At 73.5% G+C, this 22,449-nt stretch carries 20 protein-coding genes and 2 tRNA genes; 18 read left to right on the forward strand and 4 right to left on the reverse strand.

Annotated elements, in window-relative coordinates; genetic code table 11:
• Positions 1-124 precede the first annotated feature (124 nt).
• Entirely contained in the window at positions 125-1,003 is an 879-nt protein-coding gene (locus tag IE185_RS27960; RefSeq protein WP_189716246.1) for a bifunctional DNA primase/polymerase, read from the reverse strand.
• Between the two features lie 303 nt (positions 1,004-1,306).
• Between IE185_RS27960 and IE185_RS27965 the strand changes: the two genes are divergently transcribed.
• The 9 genes from IE185_RS27965 to IE185_RS28005 all read left to right on the forward strand — a co-directional run bounded on the left by IE185_RS27965 (position 1,307) and on the right by IE185_RS28005 (position 10,218).
• Positions 1,307-1,618: a hypothetical protein gene (locus tag IE185_RS27965; RefSeq protein ID WP_138899462.1), complete on the forward strand. Its 312-nt coding sequence runs from the start codon at positions 1,307-1,309 to the stop codon at positions 1,616-1,618.
• A gap of 195 nt (positions 1,619-1,813) precedes the next feature.
• On the forward strand, positions 1,814-2,971 hold the full coding sequence (locus IE185_RS27970) for an acyl-CoA dehydrogenase family protein (RefSeq protein ID WP_189716260.1): 1,158 nt from the start codon (positions 1,814-1,816) through the stop codon (positions 2,969-2,971).
• Positions 2,968-3,912, forward strand: coding sequence for a bifunctional MaoC family dehydratase N-terminal/OB-fold nucleic acid binding domain-containing protein (locus tag IE185_RS27975; RefSeq protein WP_189716248.1), 945 nt, complete (start codon positions 2,968-2,970; stop codon positions 3,910-3,912). Before IE185_RS27970 ends, IE185_RS27975 begins: the two co-directional genes overlap by 4 nt.
• Complete coding sequence (locus tag IE185_RS27980) at positions 3,912-5,036, forward strand: acyl-CoA dehydrogenase family protein (protein WP_189716250.1); 1,125 nt, start codon at positions 3,912-3,914, stop codon at positions 5,034-5,036. The genes IE185_RS27975 and IE185_RS27980 overlap by 1 nt, the downstream gene beginning before the upstream one ends.
• Complete coding sequence (locus IE185_RS27985; RefSeq protein WP_138898988.1) at positions 5,033-5,428, forward strand: MaoC family dehydratase; 396 nt, start codon at positions 5,033-5,035, stop codon at positions 5,426-5,428. The genes IE185_RS27980 and IE185_RS27985 overlap by 4 nt, the downstream gene beginning before the upstream one ends.
• A complete protein-coding gene (locus IE185_RS27990) occupies positions 5,425-6,591 on the forward strand; it encodes a lipid-transfer protein (protein WP_138898989.1) in 1,167 nt (388 codons plus the stop codon). The genes IE185_RS27985 and IE185_RS27990 overlap by 4 nt, the downstream gene beginning before the upstream one ends.
• A 52-nt stretch (positions 6,592-6,643) precedes the next feature.
• A complete protein-coding gene (locus tag IE185_RS27995) occupies positions 6,644-7,504 on the forward strand; it encodes a DUF1906 domain-containing protein (protein ID WP_138898990.1) in 861 nt (286 codons plus the stop codon).
• Positions 7,505-7,891: 387 nt separating this feature from the next.
• Positions 7,892-8,458 carry a SigE family RNA polymerase sigma factor gene (locus tag IE185_RS28000; RefSeq protein WP_138898782.1) on the forward strand — a complete coding sequence of 189 codons (567 nt, stop codon included), beginning with the start codon at positions 7,892-7,894 and terminating at the stop codon, positions 8,456-8,458.
• 116 nt (positions 8,459-8,574) lie between these two features.
• Positions 8,575-10,218 (forward strand): long-chain fatty acid--CoA ligase, encoded by a 1,644-nt coding sequence (locus IE185_RS28005; RefSeq protein ID WP_138898781.1) that lies wholly within the window; start codon positions 8,575-8,577, stop codon positions 10,216-10,218.
• An 82-nt stretch (positions 10,219-10,300) separates the two neighbouring features.
• Here IE185_RS28005 and IE185_RS28010 read toward each other — a convergent pair whose 3' ends face one another.
• Together IE185_RS28010 and IE185_RS28015 are read right to left on the reverse strand one after the other, a co-directional pair.
• A complete protein-coding gene (locus IE185_RS28010; RefSeq protein WP_189716252.1) occupies positions 10,301-14,557 on the reverse strand; it encodes a response regulator in 4,257 nt (1,418 codons plus the stop codon).
• A 238-nt stretch (positions 14,558-14,795) separates the two neighbouring features.
• A complete protein-coding gene (locus tag IE185_RS28015) occupies positions 14,796-15,278 on the reverse strand; it encodes an SSI family serine proteinase inhibitor (protein WP_138898287.1) in 483 nt (160 codons plus the stop codon).
• A gap of 194 nt (positions 15,279-15,472) precedes the next feature.
• Between IE185_RS28015 and IE185_RS28020 the strand changes: the two genes are divergently transcribed.
• The 3 genes from IE185_RS28020 (at position 15,473) to IE185_RS28030 (ending at position 16,538) form a co-directional block, all read left to right on the forward strand.
• Positions 15,473-15,563: transfer RNA gene (locus IE185_RS28020), tRNA-Ser, on the forward strand.
• Positions 15,564-15,737: 174 nt separating this feature from the next.
• A tRNA-Arg gene (locus IE185_RS28025) sits at positions 15,738-15,810 on the forward strand.
• 242 nt (positions 15,811-16,052) lie between these two features.
• A complete protein-coding gene (locus tag IE185_RS28030) occupies positions 16,053-16,538 on the forward strand; it encodes a DUF4265 domain-containing protein (protein WP_138898288.1) in 486 nt (161 codons plus the stop codon).
• Positions 16,539-16,718: 180 nt separating this feature from the next.
• Here the strand turns inward: IE185_RS28030 and IE185_RS28035 are convergent, their stop codons facing one another.
• Entirely contained in the window at positions 16,719-17,084 is a 366-nt protein-coding gene (locus IE185_RS28035) for a DUF6193 family natural product biosynthesis protein (protein ID WP_138898289.1), read from the reverse strand.
• Between the two features lie 198 nt (positions 17,085-17,282).
• On the opposite strand from IE185_RS28035, the gene IE185_RS28040 reads away from it, so the two are divergent.
• The 6 genes from IE185_RS28040 (at position 17,283) to IE185_RS28065 (ending at position 22,371) form a co-directional block, all read left to right on the forward strand.
• Positions 17,283-17,693 (forward strand): DUF3291 domain-containing protein, encoded by a 411-nt coding sequence (locus tag IE185_RS28040; protein WP_138898290.1) that lies wholly within the window; start codon positions 17,283-17,285, stop codon positions 17,691-17,693.
• 53 nt (positions 17,694-17,746) lie between these two features.
• A complete protein-coding gene (locus IE185_RS28045; RefSeq protein WP_189716254.1) occupies positions 17,747-18,634 on the forward strand; it encodes a DUF2797 domain-containing protein in 888 nt (295 codons plus the stop codon).
• Between the two features lie 76 nt (positions 18,635-18,710).
• Entirely contained in the window at positions 18,711-19,052 is a 342-nt protein-coding gene (locus IE185_RS28050) for an antibiotic biosynthesis monooxygenase family protein (RefSeq protein ID WP_189716256.1), read from the forward strand.
• Complete coding sequence (locus IE185_RS28055) at positions 19,009-20,040, forward strand: amidohydrolase family protein (RefSeq protein ID WP_189716258.1); 1,032 nt, start codon at positions 19,009-19,011, stop codon at positions 20,038-20,040. Before IE185_RS28050 ends, IE185_RS28055 begins: the two co-directional genes overlap by 44 nt.
• A gap of 83 nt (positions 20,041-20,123) precedes the next feature.
• Positions 20,124-20,846, forward strand: coding sequence for a response regulator transcription factor (locus tag IE185_RS28060; protein WP_138899041.1), 723 nt, complete (start codon positions 20,124-20,126; stop codon positions 20,844-20,846).
• The gene (locus IE185_RS28065) at positions 20,839-22,371 is read left to right on the forward strand and encodes a sensor histidine kinase (protein WP_373303763.1); all 1,533 of its coding nucleotides are present in this window, start codon (positions 20,839-20,841) and stop codon (positions 22,369-22,371) included. The genes IE185_RS28060 and IE185_RS28065 overlap by 8 nt, the downstream gene beginning before the upstream one ends.
• The last annotated feature ends 78 nt before the right edge of the window (positions 22,372-22,449 follow it).

The following is a 22,449-nucleotide window of genomic DNA, read 5'->3' on the forward strand; positions in this document are numbered from 1 at the left end:
GCCTACCTGTTTATAAGGTCATCCCGGTCGTGCTTGGAGAAGTGCCGCCACCCAGGTGATCTCAGGGATGCGCCGCAGACGGGCGCGGCGATATGGTTCTCCGCCCACCCTTGGCCGTCCGCGGTCAGTTGCCGCTGCCGAGGTTCGAGAGGCGGGCGGCGGAGGCGATGGTGGCGCGGGCTTCTCGTTCGGGCAGGCCGGCCGCGACCGCCGCCGTGGTCAGTGCGTCGGCCAGGGAGTCGCCGATGCCGTTCTCGTACGCGCGGCAGGCGGCCCAGAAGAGGCGGGTGTTGCGCTGGCCCTCGTGCGCCGCCCGTACGAACTGGACCAGGCCGTGGCCGCTCGCGTGCCCCTGCGCGGGGTGACCGGCGCGGTCGGGCAGGGGGGCGGGGGGTGCCAGGAGGCGCAGTAGTGCGCCGGGGCAGGGGGCCGGGGCGAGGTGGCCGGTGCCGGGCGCGGTGCGGTAGATGCCGTGGGCGGTGAGTGAGCCGGGGCCGACGAGGTAGCCGCCGGCGCCCCGGATGTCGATGCCGGGGGCGAGGCGGCTCGCGGAGTTCGGGACGGCGACGCCGGGCGGGCCGGTCAGCCAGAGGTGGCGGCCGCCGCTGGGGGTGAGCACGACGACCGTCTCCGGGATGGTGAAGAGGTGACGCAGGGCCAGGTGCCTGAGGGCCGCCGTGGAGTCCGTGTCCGCCTTGGTGTCCAGGTCCACGCCGATGAGGTGGTGCGGGGGACGGCCGCACGCGATGCCGTAGCCGGTGGCCCACGGGGCGGCGGCGAAGAGGGCGCGGACGGTGGCGGGGTCGGTCGTGGCGTCGTGCACCCCGTGCCCCGGGCGCCCGCACTCGCCCCGGCACAGCAGCGGATCGGGCGCGTCCCGGTGGGGGGAGCGCAGGGCGGGGAGCTTGGTGCGGGACAGGGGGATGACGGGGAGCCCGTGCTCGGCGGCGGACAGTGCGTGGGCGAGGGCCAGAGTGGCGGAGCGCCGGTCGATGGTGGCCATGGATTCATTTTCGTACGCACGTTCGATGAAGGGAAGGGGGCGCGGGCCTGCCCTGCGTGCGTGGGCCCCTCTCTCGCCTTGGGGTGTCCGGGGAGTCGTGGTGCGGGAGAGCGGCCTGGGGCCTTGGGGGCGTGAAGGGTGTTTATCGACATGTCCTCACGCTTGAGGGGGAATCGGGGCCTCCGGGCTGGTTCGCCGGGGATTCGGTGGGCAATTCTGATCTCGCGACGTCGTGAACAACGCTGAGGCAGTCGGCCAACTGCCCGGGGATCAGCCGTACTTACCGCTACTGGAGGAATCCACATGGCAAGCATCCGTACCGCCCGTGTCGTCGCAGCCGTCGCCGCCCTGCCTCTCGCGGCCGCCCTTCTGTCGGGCGTCGCCGTCGCGAACAACGGTTCCTTCGCGAACAACGGGTCGAACGCGGCCGTTGCCACGATCAGCGGCAGCGGCGTCGGTGGCCACAACGGGGGCAACTCGACCACCACGCAGCAGGTGGCGACGGGTTCCGGTGCGTCGAACCAGAACAACACGGCGAGCGTCAACGGCTCGGGCTTCACCGCGATCGACCAGGACAACGAGACCGTCGCCGTCAACTTCGCGCAGCTCTGGTGAGCCGTGGCGGGACCGGGGTCTGTGTTGCGGGGTGAATGACTGCCTGTGTGGCGGCGACGTGTGTCGCCGCCACGCAGGCCGTTCCCGTTTCCGGGGCGCCGTCGCCCCTGGCGCGCGTCTTGACAGTACGGGCAGAACTGACGGACAGTCAGAAACCTTCGCCGTGTGACACCGCCTGCCCCGGAGGACGCCGCCGTGCACCTTGCCCCCACCGCGCGCCAGCGGAGGTTGCGCGCCGAACTGCGTTCGTACTTCCGGGAAGTGGTGCGCGGTACGGACCCGCACGACGCCGCGGCGCAGCGCGCGCTCCTGCGGCGGATCGGCGGCGACGGGATGCTCGGGCTCGGCTGGCCCGTCGCGTACGGCGGCCAGGGACGTGGCGCCGACGAGCAGTTCGTGTTCTTCGACGAGGCGTACCGGGCCGGCGCCCCCGTCTCCATGGTCACGCTCAACACGGTCGGGCCGACGCTGATGAAATGCGGGACGCCCGCGCAGAAGGACTACTTCCTCCCCCGGATCCTGCGCGGCGAGAGCGTCTTCGCGATCGGTTACACCGAGCCGTCGGCGGGTACGGACCTCGCCTCGCTGCGCACCCGCGCGGTGCGCGAGGGCGAGGAGTGGGTCGTCGACGGTCAGAAGATCTTCACCAGCAACGCGCAGAACGCCGACTGGATCTGGCTCGCCTGCCGTACGGACCCGGACGCCCCCAAGCACAAGGGCATCTCGATCGTGCTGGTGCCGACGGACGCGCCGGGCTTCTCCTGGACGCCGATCGAGACGGTCGGGGGCCTCACCACCACCGCGACGTACTACGACGGCGTACGCGTGCCCGCGGGGAACCTCGTCGGCCCCGAACACGGCGGCTGGGGGCTGATCACCAACCAGCTGAACCACGAACGGGTGGCGCTCGCCGCGATCGGCATGCAGGCCGAGGACTGCTACGACCAGGTGCTCGCCTACGCCACGACCCCCGGCCCGGAGACCGGCGAGCGGCCCGCCGACCGGCCGTGGGTACGGGCCCGGCTGGCCGAGGCGCACGCCAGGCTGGCGGCGGTGCGGCTGCTGAACTGGCGGCTGGTCGGGGACGTCGGGGCGGGGGCGCCGGCGCCGGGTGACGCGAGCGGCGTGAAGTTCATGGGAACCGAATCGGCCGTCGCGGTGTATCGCATGTGCCAGGAAATCGCGGGCCCGGCGGCAATGGTGCGGTCCGGTTCCGTGGGGGTCTGGGGGGACGGGGAGCTGGAGCGCATGAACAGGGCGGCGCAGATCAACACGTTCGGGGGCGGGGTGAGCGAGGTGCAGCGCGAGATCGTGGCGACGATGCGGCTCGGCATGCCGAGGGGGCGGCGATGAGCGCGGACCGGGTGACGGGGGCGGACCCGGCGGACCTGTACGCGGTGCTGAAGGGGTTCGAGGGGCGGCCCGCCGCGGTGGCGGGTGTCGGCAAGGACCCGGTCAACGAGCCGATGATCAGGCACTGGTGCGAGGCGATGGGGGACACCGGGGCGGCGTACCGCGGCCCGGGGGCGATCGCCCCGCCGACCATGCTCCAGGCATGGACGATGGGCGGCCTGTCGGGGCATACGGGCAGGTCGCAGGCGTACGACGAACTGCTCGCACTGCTGGACGGCGCCGGGTACACCTCGGTGGTCGCGACGGACTGCGAGCAGGAGTACGAGCGAGACCTGCGGCCCGGGGACCGGATCACCTTCGACGCCGTGATCGAGTCCGTCTCCGCGCGCAAGACCACCACGCTCGGCACGGGGTACTTCGTCACGACCCGGACGGACGTCCGCGCGCAGGGGGAGCCGGCCGGGACGCATCGGTTCCGCATCCTCAAGTACGCGCCGGCCGCGCGGCGCGGCGGCGACGACCGGGCGAAGCGGCCCCGGCCCGTCGTCAACCGGGACAACGCGGGCTTCTGGGACGGGGTGGCCGAGCACAAGCTGCTGATCCAGCGGTGCGCGGGGTGCGGGACCCTGCGGTTCCCCTGGCTGCCGGGGTGCGGGCGCTGCGGGGCGCAGGAGTGGGACCCGGTCGAGGTGAGCGGGGCGGGCACGGTGTTCTCGTACGTCGTCATGCACCGCCCGGTGTTCCCCGCCTTCGACCCGCCGTACGCCGTGGCGCTGATCGAGCTCGCCGAGGGGGTGCGGATGGTCGGCAACGTGGTCGGGGTGCCGTACGGGGAGGTGCGGATCGGGATGCCGGTGCGGGCGGAGTTCGTGCGGGTGGACGGGGAGTGGGAGCTTCCGGTGTTCCGGCCGGCCGACGGCGGACGAGGGGGGCGGGGCTGATGGATTTCGAGCCCACGGTGGAGCAGCGGGCGGCCCGGGACCTGGCCGCGCGGATCTTCGCGGACCTGTCGACGCACGACCGGCTGACCGCCGCCGGGACGGGCACGGACGCCGGGCTGTGGAAGGCGCTGTGCGCGGCGGGGCTCGTCGCCTCGGTCGAGGAGACCGGCCTGCTCGGGCTGGTGCTGCTGCTGGAGGAGCAGGGGCGTACGACGGCGCAGGTGCCGTTCGCCGCGACGTGTGTGTACGGGATGCTGGCGGTCGCCGCGCTGGGCACGCCGGAGCAGCGGGCCCGGCTGCTGCCGGCGATCGGGTCGGGCGCGGTGGTGGTGACGGGGGCCTTCCCGTCCACCGGGGCGGTACGGGCGGACGCGTCCGGGGCGTTGAGCGGCGTCGCGGCGGTGGTGCCCTGGCTGCGCGGCGCCACGCACGTGCTGGTCGCGGACGCGTCGCCGGAGCGGGCGCTGTGGCTGGTGGCGACGGGGGACGGCGGGGGCGCGGCCGGGGTGACGGTGGAGGAGGTCGACACCACCGCGCCGTGGGCGGCGGGGCGGCTGACGCTGGACGGAGCACGGGGGGAGAGGCTCGGCGGGACGGCTGGGGCGGACGTACAGGGCGGTCCGGACGCGCCGGACGGGCCGGAAGCGCCCGTCGGGGCGTACGCGTTCGTGCTCGCGGTCAGCCGGGTCGCCTTCGCCGGGCTTCAGGCCGGGGTGTGCGCCGGTTCGCTGGCCCGTGCGGTGGCCCACACCGCGCAGCGGGAGCAGTTCGGGCGGCCGTTGTCGGCCAACCAAGGCGTGCTGCTGCGGGCCGCCGACGCGTACATGGACACCGAGGCGATCCGGGTCACCGCGTACGAGGCCGCCTGGCGTCACGACGAGCGGCTGCCCTTCGCCACCCACGCCCTGACCGCCGCCTGGTGGGCGTCGGAGGCCGGGCAGCGGGTCGTGCACGCCGGGCAGCATCTGCACGGCGGCGCCGGGGCCGACCTGGAGCACCCCGTCCACCGGCACTTCCTCTGGGGGCGGCAGCTCGACTCCCACCTCGGCAGTGGCGGCGAAGTACTGGAGGAGCTCGGCGTCTTGCTGTGCTCGGAACAGCGGAAGGAGGGCGAGGCGCGATGAAGGCCGGGGACGAGCTGCCGGCGCTGGAGATCCCGGTCACCCGCACCTTGATCGTCGCGGGCGCCGTGGCCTCCCGCGACTACCAGGACGTGCACCACGACACCGAGGCCGCGCGGGCGAAGGGGGCGCCCGACATCTTCATGAACATCCTGACGACCAACGGCCTCGTCGGCCGGTACGTCACCGACCACTTCGGCCCCGCCGCCCGCCTGCGCGCCGTCAGGATCCGCCTCGGAGCGCCCAACTACCCCGGCGACACGATGGTGCTCACCGGCACCGTCACCGCCCTGGGCCCGGACGGCACCGCCGAGGTGCGGATCGTCGGCGCCAACGGACTCGGCCACCACGTCACCGGCACGGTGACCGTCAGCGTCCAGGAGCAGGACTCGTGAGCGTACGCAGCGCCGACACGCTCGGCGGGAAGGCCGCGATCGTCGGCATCGGGGCGACCGAGTTCTCCAAGGACTCGGGGCGCAGCGAGCTGAAACTGGCCGTGGAGGCGGTACGGGCCGCGCTCGCGGACGCCGGTCTCACACCCGCCGACGTCGACGGGATGGTCACCTTCACCATGGACACCAGCCCCGAGATCACCGTCGCCCAGGCGGCCGGCATCGGCGAGCTGTCGTTCTTCTCCCGCGTCCACTACGGCGGCGGCGCGGCCTGCGCCACCGTCCAGCAGGCCGCCCTCGCCGTCGCGAGCGGGGTGGCCGAAGTGGTGGTCTGCTACCGGGCGTTCAACGAGCGGTCGGGGCGCCGTTTCGGGGCGGGCGTGCAGCACCGCGAGCCGTCCGCCGAGGGAGCGGCCCTCGGCTGGAACCTGCCGTCCGGGCTGCTCACGCCCGCCTCCTGGGTCGCCATGGCCGCACAGCGCTACCTCCACGCGTACGGCCTCACGCCCGACGTCCTCGGCCACGTCGCCGTCACCGGCCGCCGTCACGCCGCCCGCAATCCGGCCGCGTACTTCTACGGGAAGCCCATCACCCTCGCCGACCACGCCGCCTCGCGCTGGATCGTCGAACCGCTGCGGCTGCTCGACTGCTGCCAGGAGACCGACGGCGGGCAGGCGCTCGTCGTGACCTCCGCCGAGCGGGCCGGGGACCTGCCGCACCCGCCCGCGCTGATCGTCGCCGCGGCGCAGGGCGCGGGGCGCGGCCAGGAGCAGATGACCAGCTACTACCGCGACGGCCTGACCGGGCTGCCCGAGACGAACGTGGTGGCCCGCCAGTTGTGGCGGACCTCCGGCCTGCGGCCCGCCGACATCGACGTGGGGATCCTCTACGACCACTTCACCCCGTTCGTGCTGATACAGCTGGAGGAGTTCGGCTTCTGCGGGCCCGGGGAGGGCGCCGCGTTCGTCGCCGAGGACGTGCTGGCGCTGAACACGCACGGCGGGCAGCTCGGCGAGGCGTACCTGCACGGCATGAACGGCATCGCGGAGGCGGTCAGACAGCTGCGCGGCACGTCGGTGAACCAGGTACCCGGCGCCGCCCGGTCGCTGGTGACGGCGGGCACCGGCGTTCCCACGTCCGGGTTGATCCTCGGCGCGGATGGCTGACTGCGGAGTGTGAAGCGCCGCGGTGCGCCGGGGGAGCCGTTCACTCTCCCTCATGTACCCGTACCTAAAGAGGCTCATCGGACATGGACTCGCGCTGGCCGCCGTGATCGGCGTGCTGGCCCTTCCCCAGCGGACGGAGGCGAGGGAGGCGGCCGGGGCGCGGCCCGCCACGACCGAGGCGCCGGCCGCGCGGACCGTGACGTTCCGCGGCCGGGCGTTCGACACCTGCCAGGCCCCGCCGGTCTCCACGCTGCGCGCCTGGCGTTCCTCGCCGTACCGCGGTGTCGCCGTGTACTTCGGCGGTCGCGGCCGGGCCTGCCCCCACCAGCGCCACCTCAGCAAGCAGTGGGTGGCGGACGCGGACCGCATGGGCTGGCGGGTCCTGCCCGCCTTCGTCGGCTCGCAGTCCCCGTGCGTGCACGCCAAGAACAAGCGTCACGTCCGTATCGGCCGTGCGCCCTGGCGCCAGGGCCGGAAGGAGGGACGGGACGCGGTCAACGCGGCGAAGGCCCACGGCATGCTCGCGGGCAGCGCGCTCTACCTCGACATGGAGGCGTACGACGAGGGCGACCGCCGCTGCGCGCGCACCACGCTCGACTTCGTCCGCGGCTGGAACCGCGAGGTGCGCAAGCACGCCTACCTGCCCGGGTTCTACAGCAGCGCGGAGTCCGGCGTGCGGCACATGGAGCGCTCCCGCAAGGCGGGGGTCACGGACCTGCCGTCGGTGATGTGGTTCGCCCGCTGGAACGGCAAGCCGGCGCTGTACGGCGAACGCGTCCTGCCCCGCGACGCCTGGGCACCGCACCGCCGCATCCACCAGTACGCGGGCAACGTCAGCGAGAAGCACGGCGGCAAGCGCCTGACCATCGACCGCAACTCGGTGGACGCCCCGGTGGCCCGCATCGGCCGCTGACCGGCTGCCGCACCAGGGCCGACCGCCCGCGCAGCGGGGGCGACCGGAGGGCCGACCGCCCGCACGCCCTGAGGAGCCCGCCCGTACGCCCCCGAGATCATCCGCCCGCACTCCAAGGATCACCCGCCCGCACCCCCCGAGAACCCCGGCCGGTACACCCCGGCAACACCGCCCGGTACACCGCGAGTGCACCCCGGCCACACCGGCCCGTACACCGCGAGAACACCCGCCCGGCCGGCCCCGCCCCTGAGACGCGCCCCCTACCCGGGACCGGGCGCCCTCCACCCGCAGGAGGTGGGGCCGGCCCCGCCCCTACAACCTGAGGCGGACTCACTTTCGGCACCTGGGGCCGATCCGCGGCGCGCGCCCCGCTCCTAGCGTGGAGCCATGACCACGCCTGTCTGCACCAGCGCGACCAAGGCGGCGACCAGGGCGGCGACGCCGACGCCCTGCCCGTCGTTCTCCACGTACGTACGCGCCCGGGGCCCCGTACTGCTGCGCACCGCCCGCTCGCTCACCGCCAATCCGTGCGACGCGGAGGACCTGCTGCAGACGGCGCTCACCAAGACGTACGTCGCCTGGGACCGCATCGAGGACCACCGGGCCGTCGACGGGTACGTACGCCGCGCCCTGATCAACACCCGCACCTCCCAGTGGCGCAAGCGCAAGGTCGACGAGTACGCCACCGACGAGCTGCCCGAGCCCGCCGCCGCCTTCGCCACCGGCCCGGCGGCCGACCCCGCCGAGCAGCAGGCACTGCGCGACGCGATGTGGCGGGCGGTCATGAAGCTGCCGGACCGCCAGCGCGCCATGGTCGTCCTGCGCTACTACGAGGACCTCAGCGAGGTCCGGACGGCCGAGGTCCTCGGCGTCTCCGTCGGTACGGTCAAGAGCGCCGTCTCGCGCGCCCTCGGCAAGCTCCGCGACGACCCGGAACTCGCCCCCGTGCGCTGACGGCTCAGCGGGCGCGGCGGATTTCGTACGCCCGGAACTAGTGACATACCGCTTGGTACGTGCGCAGAATCAGGCCACCCTTATTACTGCCGCGTAGCGCCCACCGGGAGGACGCCGTGCTGAGCACCATGCAGGACGTACCACTGACCGTGACCCGCATCCTGAAGCACGGGATGACGATCTACGGTCGCTCACAGGTCACCACATGGACCGGTGAGGAGCCGCAGCGCCGCACCTTCGCCGAGACGGGCGAGCGCGCCACACGGCTCGCGAACGCACTGCGCGACGAACTCGGGGTCGACGGCGACCAGCGGGTGGCCACCCTCATGTGGAACAACGCCGAGCACCTGGAGGCGTACCTCGCGATCCCCTCCATGGGCGCCGTGCTCCACCCGCTCAACCTGCGGCTGCCCCCCGAGCAGCTGGTGTGGATCGTCAACCACGCCGCCGACCGCGTCGTCATCGCCAACGGCTCGCTGCTGCCGCTGCTCGCGCCGCTCCTCCCGCACCTGAAGACCGTCGAGCACGTGGTCGTCTCGGGTCCGGGCGACCGCTCGCTGCTCGACGGCTGCGCGCCGCGGGTGCACGAGTACGAGGACCTGATCGCGGACCGCCCCACCACGTACGACTGGCCGGAGCTGGACGAACGCGCCGCCGCGGCCATGTGTTACACCTCCGGCACCACCGGCGACCCCAAGGGCGTCGTCTACTCGCACCGGTCCCTCTACCTGCACTCCATGCAGGTCAACATGGCCGAGTCGATGGGCCTCACCGACAAGGACACCACCCTGGTGGTCGTCCCCCAGTTCCACGTCATGGCCTGGGGGCTGCCGCACGCCACCTTCATGACCGGCATCAACATGCTCATGCCGGACCGCTTCCTGCAGCCCGCCCCGCTCGCCGAGATGATCGAGCGGGAGAAGCCGACGCACGCCGCCGCCGTCCCCACCATCTGGCAGGGCCTGCTCGCCGAGGTCACCGCCCACCCGCGCGACCTCTCCTCCATGGCGAGCGTCACCATCGGCGGCGCGGCCTGCCCGCCGGCCCTGATGGAGGCGTACGACAAGCTCGGGGTGCGCCTGTGCCACGCCTGGGGCATGACGGAGACCTCCCCCCTCGGCACCATGGCCCACCCGCCGGCGGGACTCACCCCCGAGGAGGAGTGGCCGTACCGCGTCACACAGGGCCGCTTCCCGGCCGGTGTCGAGGCGCGCCTGATCGGGCCCGCCGGCGAGACCCTCGCCTGGGACGGCGAGTCGGCCGGTGAGCTGGAGGTACGCGGCCCCTGGATCGCCGGGTCTTACTACGGCGGCGCGGCCGGGGAGGACTTCAGGCCCGCCGACAAGTTCAGCGAGGACGGCTGGCTCAAGACCGGTGACATCGGCGTCATCAGCACCGACGGCTTCCTCACCCTCACCGACCGGGCGAAGGACGTGATCAAGTCGGGCGGCGAGTGGATCTCCAGCGTCGAGCTGGAGAACGCCCTGATGGCCCACCCGGACGTCGCGGAGGCGGCGGTCGTCGCCGTGCCGGACGACAGGTGGAGCGAGCGGCCGCTGGCCACCGTGGTGCTGAAGGAGGGCGCGACCGCGGACTACGAGGAGCTGCGGGCCTTCCTCTCCGGGCGGATCGCGAAGTGGCAGCTGCCGGAGCGGTGGGCGCTGATCCCGGCCGTGCCCAAGACGAGCGTGGGCAAGTTCGACAAGAAGGTGATCCGCAAGCAGTACGCGGACGGCGAGCTGGACGTCACGAAGTTCTGACGCCGTTCCTCCCGCCTTTCCCGGAACCGCTGAAGGGGCCCCGCAACGGCGCGGGGCCCCTTCAGTGCGTGGTGTCGACGGCTCAGTTGGTGCCGATCTTCGCGAGCAGGTCCACGATCCGGCCCTGGACCTCCGCGCTCGTCGAGCGCTCCGCGAGGAACAGGACGGTCTCCCCGGAGGCCAGCCGGTGCAGTTCGCCCGCGTCCAGTCCGGCCGACGTGTAGACGACCAGCGGCGTGCGGTTCAACTGGCCGTTCGCGCGCAGCCAGTCGACGATTCCGGCGCGGCGGCGGCGTACCTGCATCAGGTCCATCACCACCAGGTTCGGCCGCATCTGCGTCGCCAGCGTGACCGCCTCGGTGTCCGTCCCGGCGCGCGCTACCTGCATGCCGCGCCGCTCCAGCGTCTCCGTGAGCGCGAGCGCGATCTCCTCGTGCTCCTCGATCAGCAGGACGCGCGACGGATGCTGCTCGCTGTCGCGCGGCGCGAGGGCCTTCAGCAGTACGGCGGGATCGGCGCCGTACGCCGCCTCACGCGTCGCCTGCCCGAGCCCGGCCGTCACCAGGACGGGGACCTCGGCGGCGACCGCGGCCTGGCGCAGGGACTGCAGCGCCGTACGGGTGATGGGCCCGGTCAGCGGGTCGACGAACAGCGCGGCGGGGAACGCCGCGATCTGCGCGTCGACCTCCTCGCGGGAGTGCACGATCACCGGGCGGTAGCCGCGGTCGCTCAGCGCCTGCTGCGTCGAGACGTCCGGGGCCGGCCACACCAGCAGGCGGCGCGGGTTGTCGAGCGGCTCGGGGGGCAGCTCGTCGTCGACGGGCAGCGGCTGGGGGCGGTTGGCCACCTCGACGGCGCCGTTGGGGCCGTCCAGCGGCTCGGGGCCCTCGGAGCCCTCGTCGGGTGCCCCTATGGCGTACGCCCGCCCCTCGGCCTGCGCCGACAGCCGCTGCTGGAGCGGGCCCTGGCCCTGGGGGTGCGGCCGGGCGCCGGGCTCGGCGGCGTCCTGCGTCGCGGTGCCCTCGGCGGGCGTGGACGGCTGCGTCTCCGGTCGTACGGCGGCGAGCTTGCGGCGCCGCCCGGAGCCCAGGGTCTGGTTCTGCTGCTGGGCGACCTGCTGGGCGAACGGCATGCCCTGCCCGAGGGTGCGCACGCTGAACGCCCGGCCCTGGGTGGAGTCGGCGGCCGGCGGGGGCGTGTGCCCGGTCGCCGGCGCCTCGGCGGGCAGGGGCTGGGCGGGCGGCAACGGCTGGGCCGTGCGGGGCTGCTGGGCCGGGGCGGGGGGTGCGGGTGCGACGTCGTGGGGGCCGGTCGCCGCGTTCGGGCCGGCGGCGGCGTTCGGGACGCCTGAACCTGCCGCGTCGCCGGGGCCGTCCGGGCCGGTCCCGGCGTGCGAGCCGGTCGAGCCGTTCGGTCCGGCCGCGCCCCGGGGGCCGGGCCCGCTGTCCGGGCCGGGCGCACCGGTGGACGCGGCAGCGCTGTCGGGGCCGGTCGCCGCACCCGGCGCACCGTTGAACGTGTGCGCGGCTCTCGGACCGGCCGCGCCCGTCGGACCGCTCGCCGGGCTCATCGCGCGGTGGGGGCCGACGAGGCCGTTGGGGCTTACGGGGCCGTTGGGGCCGACGGGGCTGCTTGGGGCGTCCGCCGCGCCCAGCGGACCCGCCGCCTCCGGCGCGCCGCTCAGGCCGATCGCACCGTTCGTGTTCGAGGTGCCGACTCCCTCGGCCTCGTTCTCGGCCACGTCCGTCGCCGCGGCGGCGAAGCCGGGGGCGGGCCAGGTCTGGGTCGTGCCGGTGGTCGTCGCGGTGGCTCCGCCGGGGGCGGCCGACCAGTTCGGAGGTACGGAGACGGCGCCGCTGTCGTGCCCGGCGGCCGCCGGGAACCCGGCCGGACCCGGCGTGCCGTTCGCCGGCCAGTTCTGCGGGGCGTCGCCGCGTGCCCTGCGCCGCCCCGTGGGAGCGGGAGCGGGGTGCGGCTGCGGCGGGGTGTGGTCGGTGTCCGGAGCGGTGCGTACGGCGTCGTGGCGGCCCGGCAGCGAGGCGTCCGCGACACCTGCGGTCGGCGGCACGCGGTCGGCGTCGGCCGGCGGGAGCGCGAACGGGCTGCGGGGCGCCTCGGACCGTTCCTGCGCCGGAGCGAGCGCCCGGCGCGCACGGCGCCCGGAAGGCTGCTGCTGCGGAGCCTCGCTCCCGGCGCTCGGTGCGGAGGGCAACGCGGGAAGCGCGGGCACATTGTCGTGCGCCACGCCCTCGCCGCGACGCGCACGCCGGCCGGACCCCGGTCCGTCGACGGGCACGCCCTGCGGCGGCACCGTCTCCCCGAGCGCCGCGCGCCCGGTACCGTGCGCCCCCTCGGACGCCGTGACGACGGAGCCCTCGGAGACGGCGCCCGAAGCACCGGGCGGTGCGGCGGCCGGCAGCGCGGCGCGCAGCTCCACGGCGCCACCGCCGCCCGTACGTCCCTCGCCGCCGTCCTCGCCGGGACTCGGCCGCCCGCGCCTGCGCCCCGTACCACCGGAGCCGGAACCGGACGCGGCGCCGGAAGCCTCCGCCCCCTCCCCCGCCGCCTGCGCCGGAATGCGCTCCTGCGGCCCCGCCTCGCCCGGCCCGCCACGGCGCGCCCGGCGTCGCCCGGTGGGCGCGGCGGCCTCGCCGTCGGCGCCCGCGTCGCGCTTGCCGTCGGGCTCCAGGAAGGCGTCCGTGGACGAGCGCCGTGCCCGCCGCCCGCCGCCGTCCGCCGGAGCCGACTGCTGCGCCGGCACCGGAACCGGGTCAGGAACGGAAGGCTTGCCCTGCGGCGGAGCGATCGCCCCGGAGCCCGCCCCGAGCGGCACCTCCAGTACGTACGCGTTCCCGCCCATACCCGGCACTTCGTGCGTCTGGAGTACGCCGCCGTGGGCCGCCACGATGCCGCGCACGATCGGCTCGTGCACCGGGTCGCCCCCGGCGTACGGCCCGCGCACCTCGATCCGTACGACCTCGCCGCGCTGCGCCGCCGCGACCACGATCGTCGAGTCCGCGTAGCCACCGCCGGGCGCCGCCGTCGGGGCCTTGCCCGTCGAGTCGATCCCCGCCACGTCGGCGACGAGGTGCGCGAGCGCCGTCGCCAGCCGACCCGCGTCCACCTCGGCCTCGATCGGCGGCGCGTGCACCGCGAACTGGGCGCGCCCCGGGCCGATCAGTTCGATCGCGCCCTCGACACCGGCCGCCACGACGCCGTCCAGCAGGACCGTCTGCTTGTCGAGCTGCTCGGTGCCCGCCGCCAGCCGCTGGAAGCCCAGGACATTGTCGACAAGAGTGGTCATACGGGCGTATCCGGCCGCCAGGTGATGCAGGATCTGGTTCGCCTCGGGCCACAGCTGCCCGGCCGGGTCGGAGGCCAGCGTCCCCAGCTCGCCCCGCAGTTCCTCCAGCGGCCCGCGCAGCGAGTCGCCCAGTACGGCGGTCAGCTGGGCGTGCCGCCCGGCCATCTCCTCGTACCGCTTGGTCTCGCGGTCGAGCACCTCCGCCTGCTTCTCGACCAGTTCGTCGTACGGCCGGCGGTCGGTGAAGGTCATCACGGCGCCGACCAGCTGGTCGCCGTCCCGTACCGGAGCGGTGGTGAGGTCCACGGCGACCGGCTTGCCGTTCTTCGCCCACAGGACCTGCCCGCGCACCCGGTGCTTGCGCCCGGACTTGAGGGTGTCGGCGAGGGGCGAGTCCTCGTACGGGAAGGCCGTGCCGTCGGCCTTCGAGTGGATCGCGAGGGGGTGCAGCTCCTTGCCGCCGAGGTCGCTCGCGCGGTAACCCAGTATCTGGGCGGCGGCCGGATTGACCAGGACGACGCGTCCGTCCGTGTCGGTCCCGACGACACCCTCGGACGCGGCGCGCAGGATCATCTCGGTCTGGCGCTGGGAGCGGGCCAGTTCGGCCTCGGTGTCGACGGTCCCGGAAAGATCGCGGACGACGAGCATCAGCAGCTCGTCGCCGGTGTAGCCGGAGCGCTCGGTGTGGGACGCGTAGGCGTCCCGGCCGTCCTCCAGGTTCGCGCTGGTCACCTCGACCGGGAACTCCGTCCCGTCCGTGCGCCGCGCGATCATCCGGGTCGGCTTCGTACGCCCTTGATCGTCCGCGCCGTCGGCCCGCCGCATCGATCCGGGGATCAGCTTCGAGTCGAACGTCGGCAGCAGGTCGAGCAGTCCGCGCCCGACGAGTCCGGTGCCGGGCGACTCGAACGTCTCCAGGGCGATGGTGTTGGCATTGACGACGGTGCCGTTGCAGTTGACGAGCAACAGCCCGTCAGGAAGTGCGTCGAGTATCGCTGCGAGGCGAGCAGCGCCTCGGGATGGCCTGCTGCTCACGACGACGGTTCCTCCCTGAACTACTGCACCTTGCCGACAGCCGGCCTCATTTTGCCCCTCGGGCCGCAAGCTGTCACTGGAGGGAGTCTAAAGGCAGGGGACATGCCCGCGACGGCGGATGAGGGGGAGCTCTCATCAAGGTGGTGTGCGCATGGGGGCACATCGGACGCGGCGGCGTATGCCCTGACCAGGTACGAGTGCCCCGCGGCGGTCACCGGGGCGGGCCCGCGCGAAGCGGTCAACGCACGCTGGGAAGCACCGGCTCCATCTGGCGCCAGCGGGAGATTTCGCAGCCATTGCCCTGATTGAACTTCGCGTCGACGTTTCGCCCGTTCCAGGTACCCGTGATCCGCGCGGTGGCCGGGCCGCCGTGCTGGTGGGTGCACATCCGGTCCTGCGGCACGGGCGCGAACGGGTCGCCGTCCTCCCCCGCGAGCTCCTTGAGCCGGTCGCAGGCGGCCCGCGGCTCCGGGTGCGTGCCGCCGGCCGGCCCGCAGGTCAGCTCGTACGTCCCGTTGGCGGCGCGGTTCCCCGTCTCGGCCGTCGTCACGGTCAGCCGGTCCTGCGTGTCCTGCGCCTTGTCGTCCGTGTCGGCCGTGTTCTGGAGTACTTCCTGGAGCACGGGGAGCGGGATCGGCGCGGCCGCGGCGGAGGCGCCGGGGGCGGCGGCGGACAGTGCGGCGAAGGACGCGGCGGCGGTGAGGGTGAGACGGCGCAGCATGGAGGCTCCTGAGGTTCAAGAGGGGGCGGGAGTGCCCCGCACTCTCTAACGCTCCGCAGAGCCCGGCGTTGCGCAACCGGTAAGACTTTGCCCTGGCACCCGACCGCCTAGTACCGTGGTCTGCGATTGGTGGCATCCCGCAAGGCTGTGTCATCATCTGCACGCACCCACTCGCGCAGGCGAGAGAGTGTGCTGGAGGCGTCGCCTAGTCCGGTCTATGGCGCCGCACTGCTAATGCGGTTTGGGTCTTAAAGCCCATCGAGGGTTCAAATCCCTCCGCCTCCGCGCTTGATCACCGAAGCCCCGGTCCACGGACCGGGGCTTCGGTCGTTCCATGCCCGCCTGGAGGTCGTTTCCGCAGCTCAGCACGGGTGCGGCCAATGGATTTCGCGTCACGGCGCAGGTCATGTAATGTTGTTCTCGCAACGCCGACGGGGCAGAAAAAGCCCGGAACGCCAAGCACTCGTAGCTTAACGGATAGAGCATCTGACTACGGATCAGAAGGTTGCAGGTTCGAATCCTGCCGAGTGCACAGCAGGCCAGAGGCCCTCAGGAGAAATCCTGAGGGCCTCTGGTGTTTCCCGTGTGGTGGCGAAGGGGCGTCCAGGAGTGAGCCGCACGTGTGACGGGTGTTCCGGGTGGTGAAGATCAGGCGTGGCTGTCCTACCGGAGATCCCCGGCGCTTTCCGGTCGCCCGGCCGACTTCCACGTCAGGTCCCGGACCTGGCGACGGCCGCTCCACCGGCCTCGGGCAGCCTCTGCGAGCATGCTGGGATGAGCATCGAGAGCCCGGCGTACTCCAACCCTTGCCACGTGGCACTTCGGGTTGGCTCCACCAGTTCCGGCAGGCCGGTGTTCGAGACGCTTCCTGCCAGGGCGGTCGGGCCCGGCAGCTATGAGCTGTTGGGCAGCCCCGGCATGGTCGAGGGCTGCGCGGCGGGCGACTTGCTGAAGATCGATGCCGACGGGCTGTTCCAGATCGAGCGGCGAGGCCCGAACCTCTGCGTCCAAGCATTCGGCGAGCCTCCCTTTGCTGCTGAGTCGCTGGAATCCCTGATCAACGCCTTCGCCCCCCTCGACGGCCTGGTGGAGGCGCCTTCCGACCGGCGTTTCATCGTGGTGACGGTGCCGGTTGCTGCCGGATTCCCCGCCGTCGAGGCAGTGATGGACACGTGGGCGGCAAGTGTGAACGTGGTGCTCGAATGGGGATTCAGCAACGTGTTCGGACCGGAGGGAGAGCCGCTGAACTGGTGGCAGTGACCAGCGTGCCCCACCCGTGACGGATCGGGCGGGAAGCCGCGGGGAACCACAGCGACGGGCACGCACCCGCACAGCAAGCCGGCCCCTGACCATCGTGCCTGGTCAGAGGCCGTTCTCGCTGCTCTCGGCGCGGTGGGTGTGGGATGCGGATCCACGGTGACACCGCTGCCACGACGGTTTTCAAGAGTGCTGGCCCGCTGCCTCGTCGCCCGGATCCGGAGGCAGGTGAGCCACCACCAGGGCGACGGCGTCCTCAGCCGTTGCCACCTCTCCGAGGCTCGTGCGACCGGCCGTGTAGACGCTGTACGGCGGCTCACCCAGCACGATGTACGGCAGGTCATCAACCGGAGGCCCGCACCACGGGGGAGCGCTGCGGAGGAACTTGAGCGTGCCGTGGGTGTGGAAAGGGAAGAGACCGCGCAGCGCGGGCTCCGCGTATGCGGCAGCCGCGACGGGCGGCAGCGCGTCGTCGAACGAGCCTCGGGTCATGGGCCGACGCTCCACCAGCCATGTCCACGCAGTCTCAACATCAGGGGCCTCGGGCATGGTCGTACGATCCCGCGTCCGAAACCCTCCGGGCAACTCGCCGATGTGCTCCCGGAGTCCGGCGCCGGCTCGTCGAGGTGCGTTTTCTGGCTGTTCGCTGGCCAGGGCGTGGCGTGGGCTCTAATCTGGACAGTGACAAGATTGCCGGGTGCGGCTCTGTGAAGCCGCCCCGCAGCATCCACGAAGGTGAGATGGACGATGCCGACGCTCCCCTGGACCACTCCCCACGCCGCTTCGCCGCACGCTCGCGCCGTCGTCATGGCCTCCCGGTTCGAGGTGCGGTCCCTGCGGGACGTGCCCCGGTTCTTCTGGAAGTCCCTCGCCGCGTGGTGGCAGGTGCGGTCCGCCCCGGGAGCGTACGGGGCATCGCTCATCGCCCGGCCGACGCAGCGCGTCTTCTACACGCTCTCCGCCTGGGAGAGCCGGGAAGCGCTCTACGCGTACGCGAGGGCCGAACCGCACCGCGGCATCATGACCGGGCTGCGCGCGACCATGCGGGTCTCGACGTTCACGTTCTGGGAGGTGCCGGCCACGGAGCTGCCGATCGGCTGGGACGACGCGAAGCGCCGTATCGCCGACCAGGCGAGGAACGACGAGGCGTCGGTCTGAGGGGCGGCGGTCGTCGCGGGCCGGTTGTCAGTGGGGGCCGTTAGCCTGCCTGCATGGGCTGGCTGTGCGGTGGTCTGCGGTGGGCGGAGGGGCGGCCGGCGCTCGGCTGGTACGGGGGCGGGGCGGTCCGGGAGGACGTCCGGCGCGTCAGCGAGCTGACCTACGGGGGCGACGTCGCGTTCCGGGTCGCGAGTGCGGAGCGCCGGTGCGTGGGGGCGCGCCGGGGCGGGTGTCCGCTGCGCGCCGTGGTGCCGGGGCGGAGCAGTGGCGGGCAGTGTGCGGAGTGCGCGCGGCTGGACCGGTCGCGGTCGGTGGCGGCGGACACGATGGCCGACGATCCCCGGCCGTACGCCGTCTATCTGGCCTGGTTCGGCCCCGGGATGGTCAAGGTCGGGATCACGGCCGACGAGCGCGGGTCCGCGCGGCTGCTGGAGCAGGGGGCCGTGACGTTCACCTGGCTGGGGCGCGGGCCGCTGATGGCGGCGCGGCGGACCGAGGAGCTGCTGCGGGCGGCGCTGGGGGTGCCCGACCGGATCGCGTACAAGGACAAGAGGGCGGTACGGGCCGCGCTGCCCGCGCGGACCGAGCGGGCGCGGGAGATCCAGGAGTGGCACCGGCGGGCCGGAGCGCTCGCGGGGTGGCCGGAGTCCCTGGAGCGGGCGCCGTTCGAGGCGGTGGACCACGCCGGGGCGTTCGGCCTCGAAGGGCTGCGGCCGATGACCGGCGTGGTGACCGAACTGGCGCCGGACGCGGTGGTCGCCGGGCGGCTGCTGGCGGCCGCCGGACCCGACCTGCACCTGGGGACGGCGGACGGCGGGGTGGTGGTGCTCGACACCCGGTTGATGAGCGGCTGGGAGCTGGCCGGCGCGGACGGCCGGGCGGCGGGCGTGAGCGTGCCGGTGAAGAGCATGGAGCGGGGCGTGCAGGGCGGGCTTTTCTGACCGGAGGGTCAAGACTCGGATCCCGTACGGCCATACGTCTGGACCGGGGGCACGTGGGCGGCGGAAGGTGATCACCATGGACATCAGACCGTTCGCAGCGCATGAACCGCCCTACCACGCGGTCGTATTCACCTCGGTGAGAAGGCAGGAGGGGGGAGCCGAGGGGTACGGCGGGGCCGCCCTGCGGATGGACGAGCTCGTCCGCGACGTGCCCGGCTTCCTCGGGTACGAGTCCGCCCGGACGCCGGGCGGGCTGGGGATCACCGTGGGGTACTTCCGGGACGAGGAGGCGATCCGCGCCTGGCAGCGGAACGCGGAGCACCGGTCCGCGCAGCAGCGGGGCCGGGACGACTGGTACGACAGCTACACCGTGCATGTCGCCAAGGTGGAACGGAGCTACGGCTTTGAGCGGGGCTGAGGCGGCGACCGGCGCGTACGGGGGCGCGGGCGACGGCGGGGGCGAGGGCGAGAGTGCGGGGGTGAGCGGTCTGGCGGGCGTCGGCGCGGGCGAGGGCGAGAGCGCTCTGGCGGGTGTCGGTGAGGCGGCGGGTGTCCGGCGCTTCTGGGAGCGGCTCGGGCTGCCCGGGATCATCGACGTACACACGCACTTCATGCCGGAGCGGGTGCTCCGGAAGGTCTGGGCGTACTTCGATGCCGTCGGGCCGATGACCGGGATGCCGTGGCCCATCACCTACCGGCACGAGGAGGAGGAACGCGTCGCGCTGCTCGGGCAGTTCGGCGTGCGGCACTTCACCTCGATGATCTACCCCCACAAGCCGGGGATGGCGGCCTGGCTCAACGACTGGTCGGCCGGCTTCGCGGCCCGTACCCCCGCGTGCCTGCACACGGCGACGCTCTTCCCCGAGGAGGGGGTGACCGCGTACGTGCGCCGGGCCGTGGAGAGCGGCGCGCGGGTCTTCAAGGCGCACCTCCAGGTCGGGGCGTACGACGTCAACGACGCGCTGCTCGACCCCGTGTGGGGGCTCCTCGCGGACGCCGGGATCCCGGTGGTCACGCACTGCGGCTCCGGCCCCGCCCCCGGCAAGCACACCGGGCCCGAGCCGGTCGCCCGGCTGCTCGCGCGGCATCCCCGGCTGCGGCTCGTGGTGGCGCACATGGGCATGCCGGAGTACGCCGACTTCCTCGGCCTGGCCGAGCGGTACGGGGAGGTCCGGCTGGACACGACCATGGCGTTCACCGACTTCTCCGAGCGCTTCGCACCCTTCCCCACGGCCGAGCTGGGCCGTCTGGCGGACCTCGGCGACCGGATCCTGCTGGGGACCGACTTCCCCAACATCCCGTACGGCTACGCGCACCAGCTGGACGCCCTGGAGCGGCTCGGCCTGGGCGACGACTGGCTGCGGGCCGTCTGCCACAGGAACGCGCGGCGGCTCTTCGGCCTGTGATGCCCCCTGAGGAGGACGCATTCTCAGGGGATTCACAGGAACGGGAAAGGGTGCTCTCAGCCTCGCCGCGCAGCCTTGGTCCCATGCGTACCCAGATGCTCAGACCCGGCGGCGGGCCCGTCCGGGTGCTCGTGGTGGACGACGAGGCGCCGCTCGCCGAGCTGCTGTCGATGGCGCTGCGCTACGAAGGGTGGGACGTCCGCAGCGCCGGCGACGGCGCGGGAGCGATCCGCTGCGCGCGCGAGTTCCGGCCGGACGCCGTCGTCCTGGACGTGATGCTGCCGGACATGGACGGCCTCGCGGTGCTCGGGCGGCTGCGCGGCGAACTGCCCGACGTCCCCGTGCTGTTCCTGACGGCCAAGGACGCCGTCGAGGACCGGATCGCGGGCCTCACGGCGGGTGGCGACGACTACGTCACCAAGCCGTTCAGCCTGGAGGAGGTCGTGGCGCGGCTGCGCGGGCTGATCCGGCGCTCCGGGACGGCGGCCGTGGCCGTACGGGACGAGTCGCTGCTGGTCGTCGGGGACCTGACGCTGGACGAGGACAGCCACGAGGTCGCGCGGGGCGGCGAGGGCATCCACCTCACGGCGACCGAGTTCGAACTGCTGCGCTTCCTGATGCGCAACCCGCGCCGGGTGCTCAGCAAGGCGCAGATCCTGGACCGGGTGTGGAGCTACGACTTCGGCGGCCAGGCGAACGTCGTCGAGCTCTACATCTCGTACCTGCGACGGAAGATCGACGTCGGCCGCCCGCCGATGATCCACACCCGGCGCGGCGCGGGATACCTGATCAAACCCGGTGGGTGAGCGTGCGGTGTCCCTGCGGACCCGCCTGGTGGTGTCGGCCCTCGCGCTGATCGCGGTCGTCGCGGCGGTGATCGGGGCGGTGACGGCGATCGCGCTGCACTCGTACCTGGAGCACCAGCTCGACGCCCAGCTGATGTCGTCCGTACGGCGGGCCGAGCGCGACCCCGACGGGTCGGCGGCCGGCCAGGAGCTGAAGTTCGTGGCAGCGCCCGGACAGCCGCTGGGGACCGTCGGCGGCCGGGTCGCGGCGGACGGGACCGTCCTGACGAGTGCGAAGAGCGTCGAAGCGCCGGGGGCGCGGCCCGAGGGGCACCTGGCGGCGCTGTCCGCCGCGCAGACGCGGGCGCTCGGCCCGGTCGAGCGGGACGCCGGACCGCACACCGTGGAGGTTCCCGGACTCGGCGACTACCGGATCGCGTCCACGCCCGACGGCTCGGTCGTCCTGGGCTTCCCGCTCGGCGGCGTACAGGACACGGTCAGCACGCTGATCGTCGTCGAGGTGTGCGTCACGGCCGCCGGGCTGGTGGCCGCCGGGCTCGCGGGGACGGCCCTCGTGGGTGTCGCGCTGCGCCCGCTGCGGCGGGTCGCCGCGACGGCGACGCGCGTCTCCGAACTGCCGCTGCACAGCGGTGAGGTGGCGCTGCACGAGCGGGTACGGGGCCAGGAGGCCGACCCGAGGACCGAGGTGGGGCAGGTCGGCGCGGCGCTCAACCGGATGCTGGGGCACGTCGGTTCGGCGCTGGCCGCGCGCCAGGAGAGCGAGACGCGGGTGCGGCAGTTCGTGGCCGACGCGAGCCATGAGCTGCGTACGCCGCTCGCCTCGATCCGGGGGTACGCCGAGCTGACCCGGCGGGGGCACGAGGCGACCGGGCCCGACACCCGTCACGCGCTCGGGCGGATCGAGTCGGAGGCGGCGCGGATGACGGGGCTGGTGGAGGACCTGTTGCTGCTGGCGCGGCTGGACGCGGGGCGTCCGCTGTCGTCGACGTACGAGAGCACCGATCTGTCGCCGCTGGTCGTGGACGCGGTGAGCGACGCGCGGGTGGCCGGGCGGGAGCACGTCTGGCGGCTGGAACTGCCGGACGACCCCGTCGTCGTACGCGGTGATCCGGCCCGGCTCCAGCAGGTTCTGGTGAACCTGCTGGCCAACGCGCGCACCCACACCCCGCCGGGGACCACCGTCACGGCGGCGGTGCGGTGCGGGGGCGGCGGCTGGGCGGTGGTGGAGGTACGGGACGACGGGCCGGGCGTTCCGGCGGAGCTGCTGCCGCACGTCTTCGAACGCTTCGCGCGGGGAGACGTTTCGCGGGCGCGGGCGCGGGCGCGGGCGCGGGTGGGGGCGGGTACGGGTACGGGAGTGCGCACCGGGGCCGGGTCCACGGGGCTGGGTCTCGCCATCGTGCAGGCGGTCGTGCGCGCGCACGGCGGTGAGGTGACGGTCGAGAGCGCACCGGGGCGCACGGTCTTCGCGGTGCGGTTGCCCGGGGGGCCGGCCGGAGAGGGCGTGGGGGCGCCTGCCCGCTGAGGGGCCGGGGCCGGGCGGGTGGCGAATTCCAGGGGTCGTTGCAACACAAGTGATCAACTGGCTGTGGCCAGGAGCTTA

The organism is Streptomyces chryseus, assembly GCF_014650755.1.
Lineage (GTDB): Bacteria > Actinomycetota > Actinomycetes > Streptomycetales > Streptomycetaceae > Streptomyces > Streptomyces chryseus.

Excerpts from the sequence above, each read along its gene's own strand:
- IE185_RS27960 (WP_189716246.1), bottom strand. The coding sequence starts at position 1,003 with ATGGCCACCATCGACCGGCGCTCCGCCACTCTGGCCCTCGCCCACGCA.
- IE185_RS27965 (WP_138899462.1), top strand. The coding sequence starts at position 1,307 with ATGGCAAGCATCCGTACCGCCCGTGTCGTCGCAGCCGTCGCCGCCCTG.
- IE185_RS27975 (WP_189716248.1), top strand. The coding sequence starts at position 2,968 with ATGAGCGCGGACCGGGTGACGGGGGCGGACCCGGCGGACCTGTACGCG.
- IE185_RS27980 (WP_189716250.1), top strand. The coding sequence starts at position 3,912 with ATGGATTTCGAGCCCACGGTGGAGCAGCGGGCGGCCCGGGACCTGGCC.
- IE185_RS27985 (WP_138898988.1), top strand. The coding sequence starts at position 5,033 with ATGAAGGCCGGGGACGAGCTGCCGGCGCTGGAGATCCCGGTCACCCGC.
- IE185_RS27995 (WP_138898990.1), top strand. The coding sequence starts at position 6,644 with ATGTACCCGTACCTAAAGAGGCTCATCGGACATGGACTCGCGCTGGCC.
- IE185_RS28000 (WP_138898782.1), top strand. The coding sequence starts at position 7,892 with ATGACCACGCCTGTCTGCACCAGCGCGACCAAGGCGGCGACCAGGGCG.
- IE185_RS28015 (WP_138898287.1), bottom strand. The coding sequence starts at position 15,278 with ATGCTGCGCCGTCTCACCCTCACCGCCGCCGCGTCCTTCGCCGCACTG.
- IE185_RS28030 (WP_138898288.1), top strand. The coding sequence starts at position 16,053 with ATGAGCATCGAGAGCCCGGCGTACTCCAACCCTTGCCACGTGGCACTT.
- IE185_RS28035 (WP_138898289.1), bottom strand. The coding sequence starts at position 17,084 with ATGCCCGAGGCCCCTGATGTTGAGACTGCGTGGACATGGCTGGTGGAG.
- IE185_RS28040 (WP_138898290.1), top strand. The coding sequence starts at position 17,283 with ATGCCGACGCTCCCCTGGACCACTCCCCACGCCGCTTCGCCGCACGCT.
- IE185_RS28045 (WP_189716254.1), top strand. The coding sequence starts at position 17,747 with ATGGGCTGGCTGTGCGGTGGTCTGCGGTGGGCGGAGGGGCGGCCGGCG.
- IE185_RS28050 (WP_189716256.1), top strand. The coding sequence starts at position 18,711 with ATGGACATCAGACCGTTCGCAGCGCATGAACCGCCCTACCACGCGGTC.
- IE185_RS28055 (WP_189716258.1), top strand. The coding sequence starts at position 19,009 with ATGTCGCCAAGGTGGAACGGAGCTACGGCTTTGAGCGGGGCTGAGGCG.
- IE185_RS28060 (WP_138899041.1), top strand. The coding sequence starts at position 20,124 with ATGCGTACCCAGATGCTCAGACCCGGCGGCGGGCCCGTCCGGGTGCTC.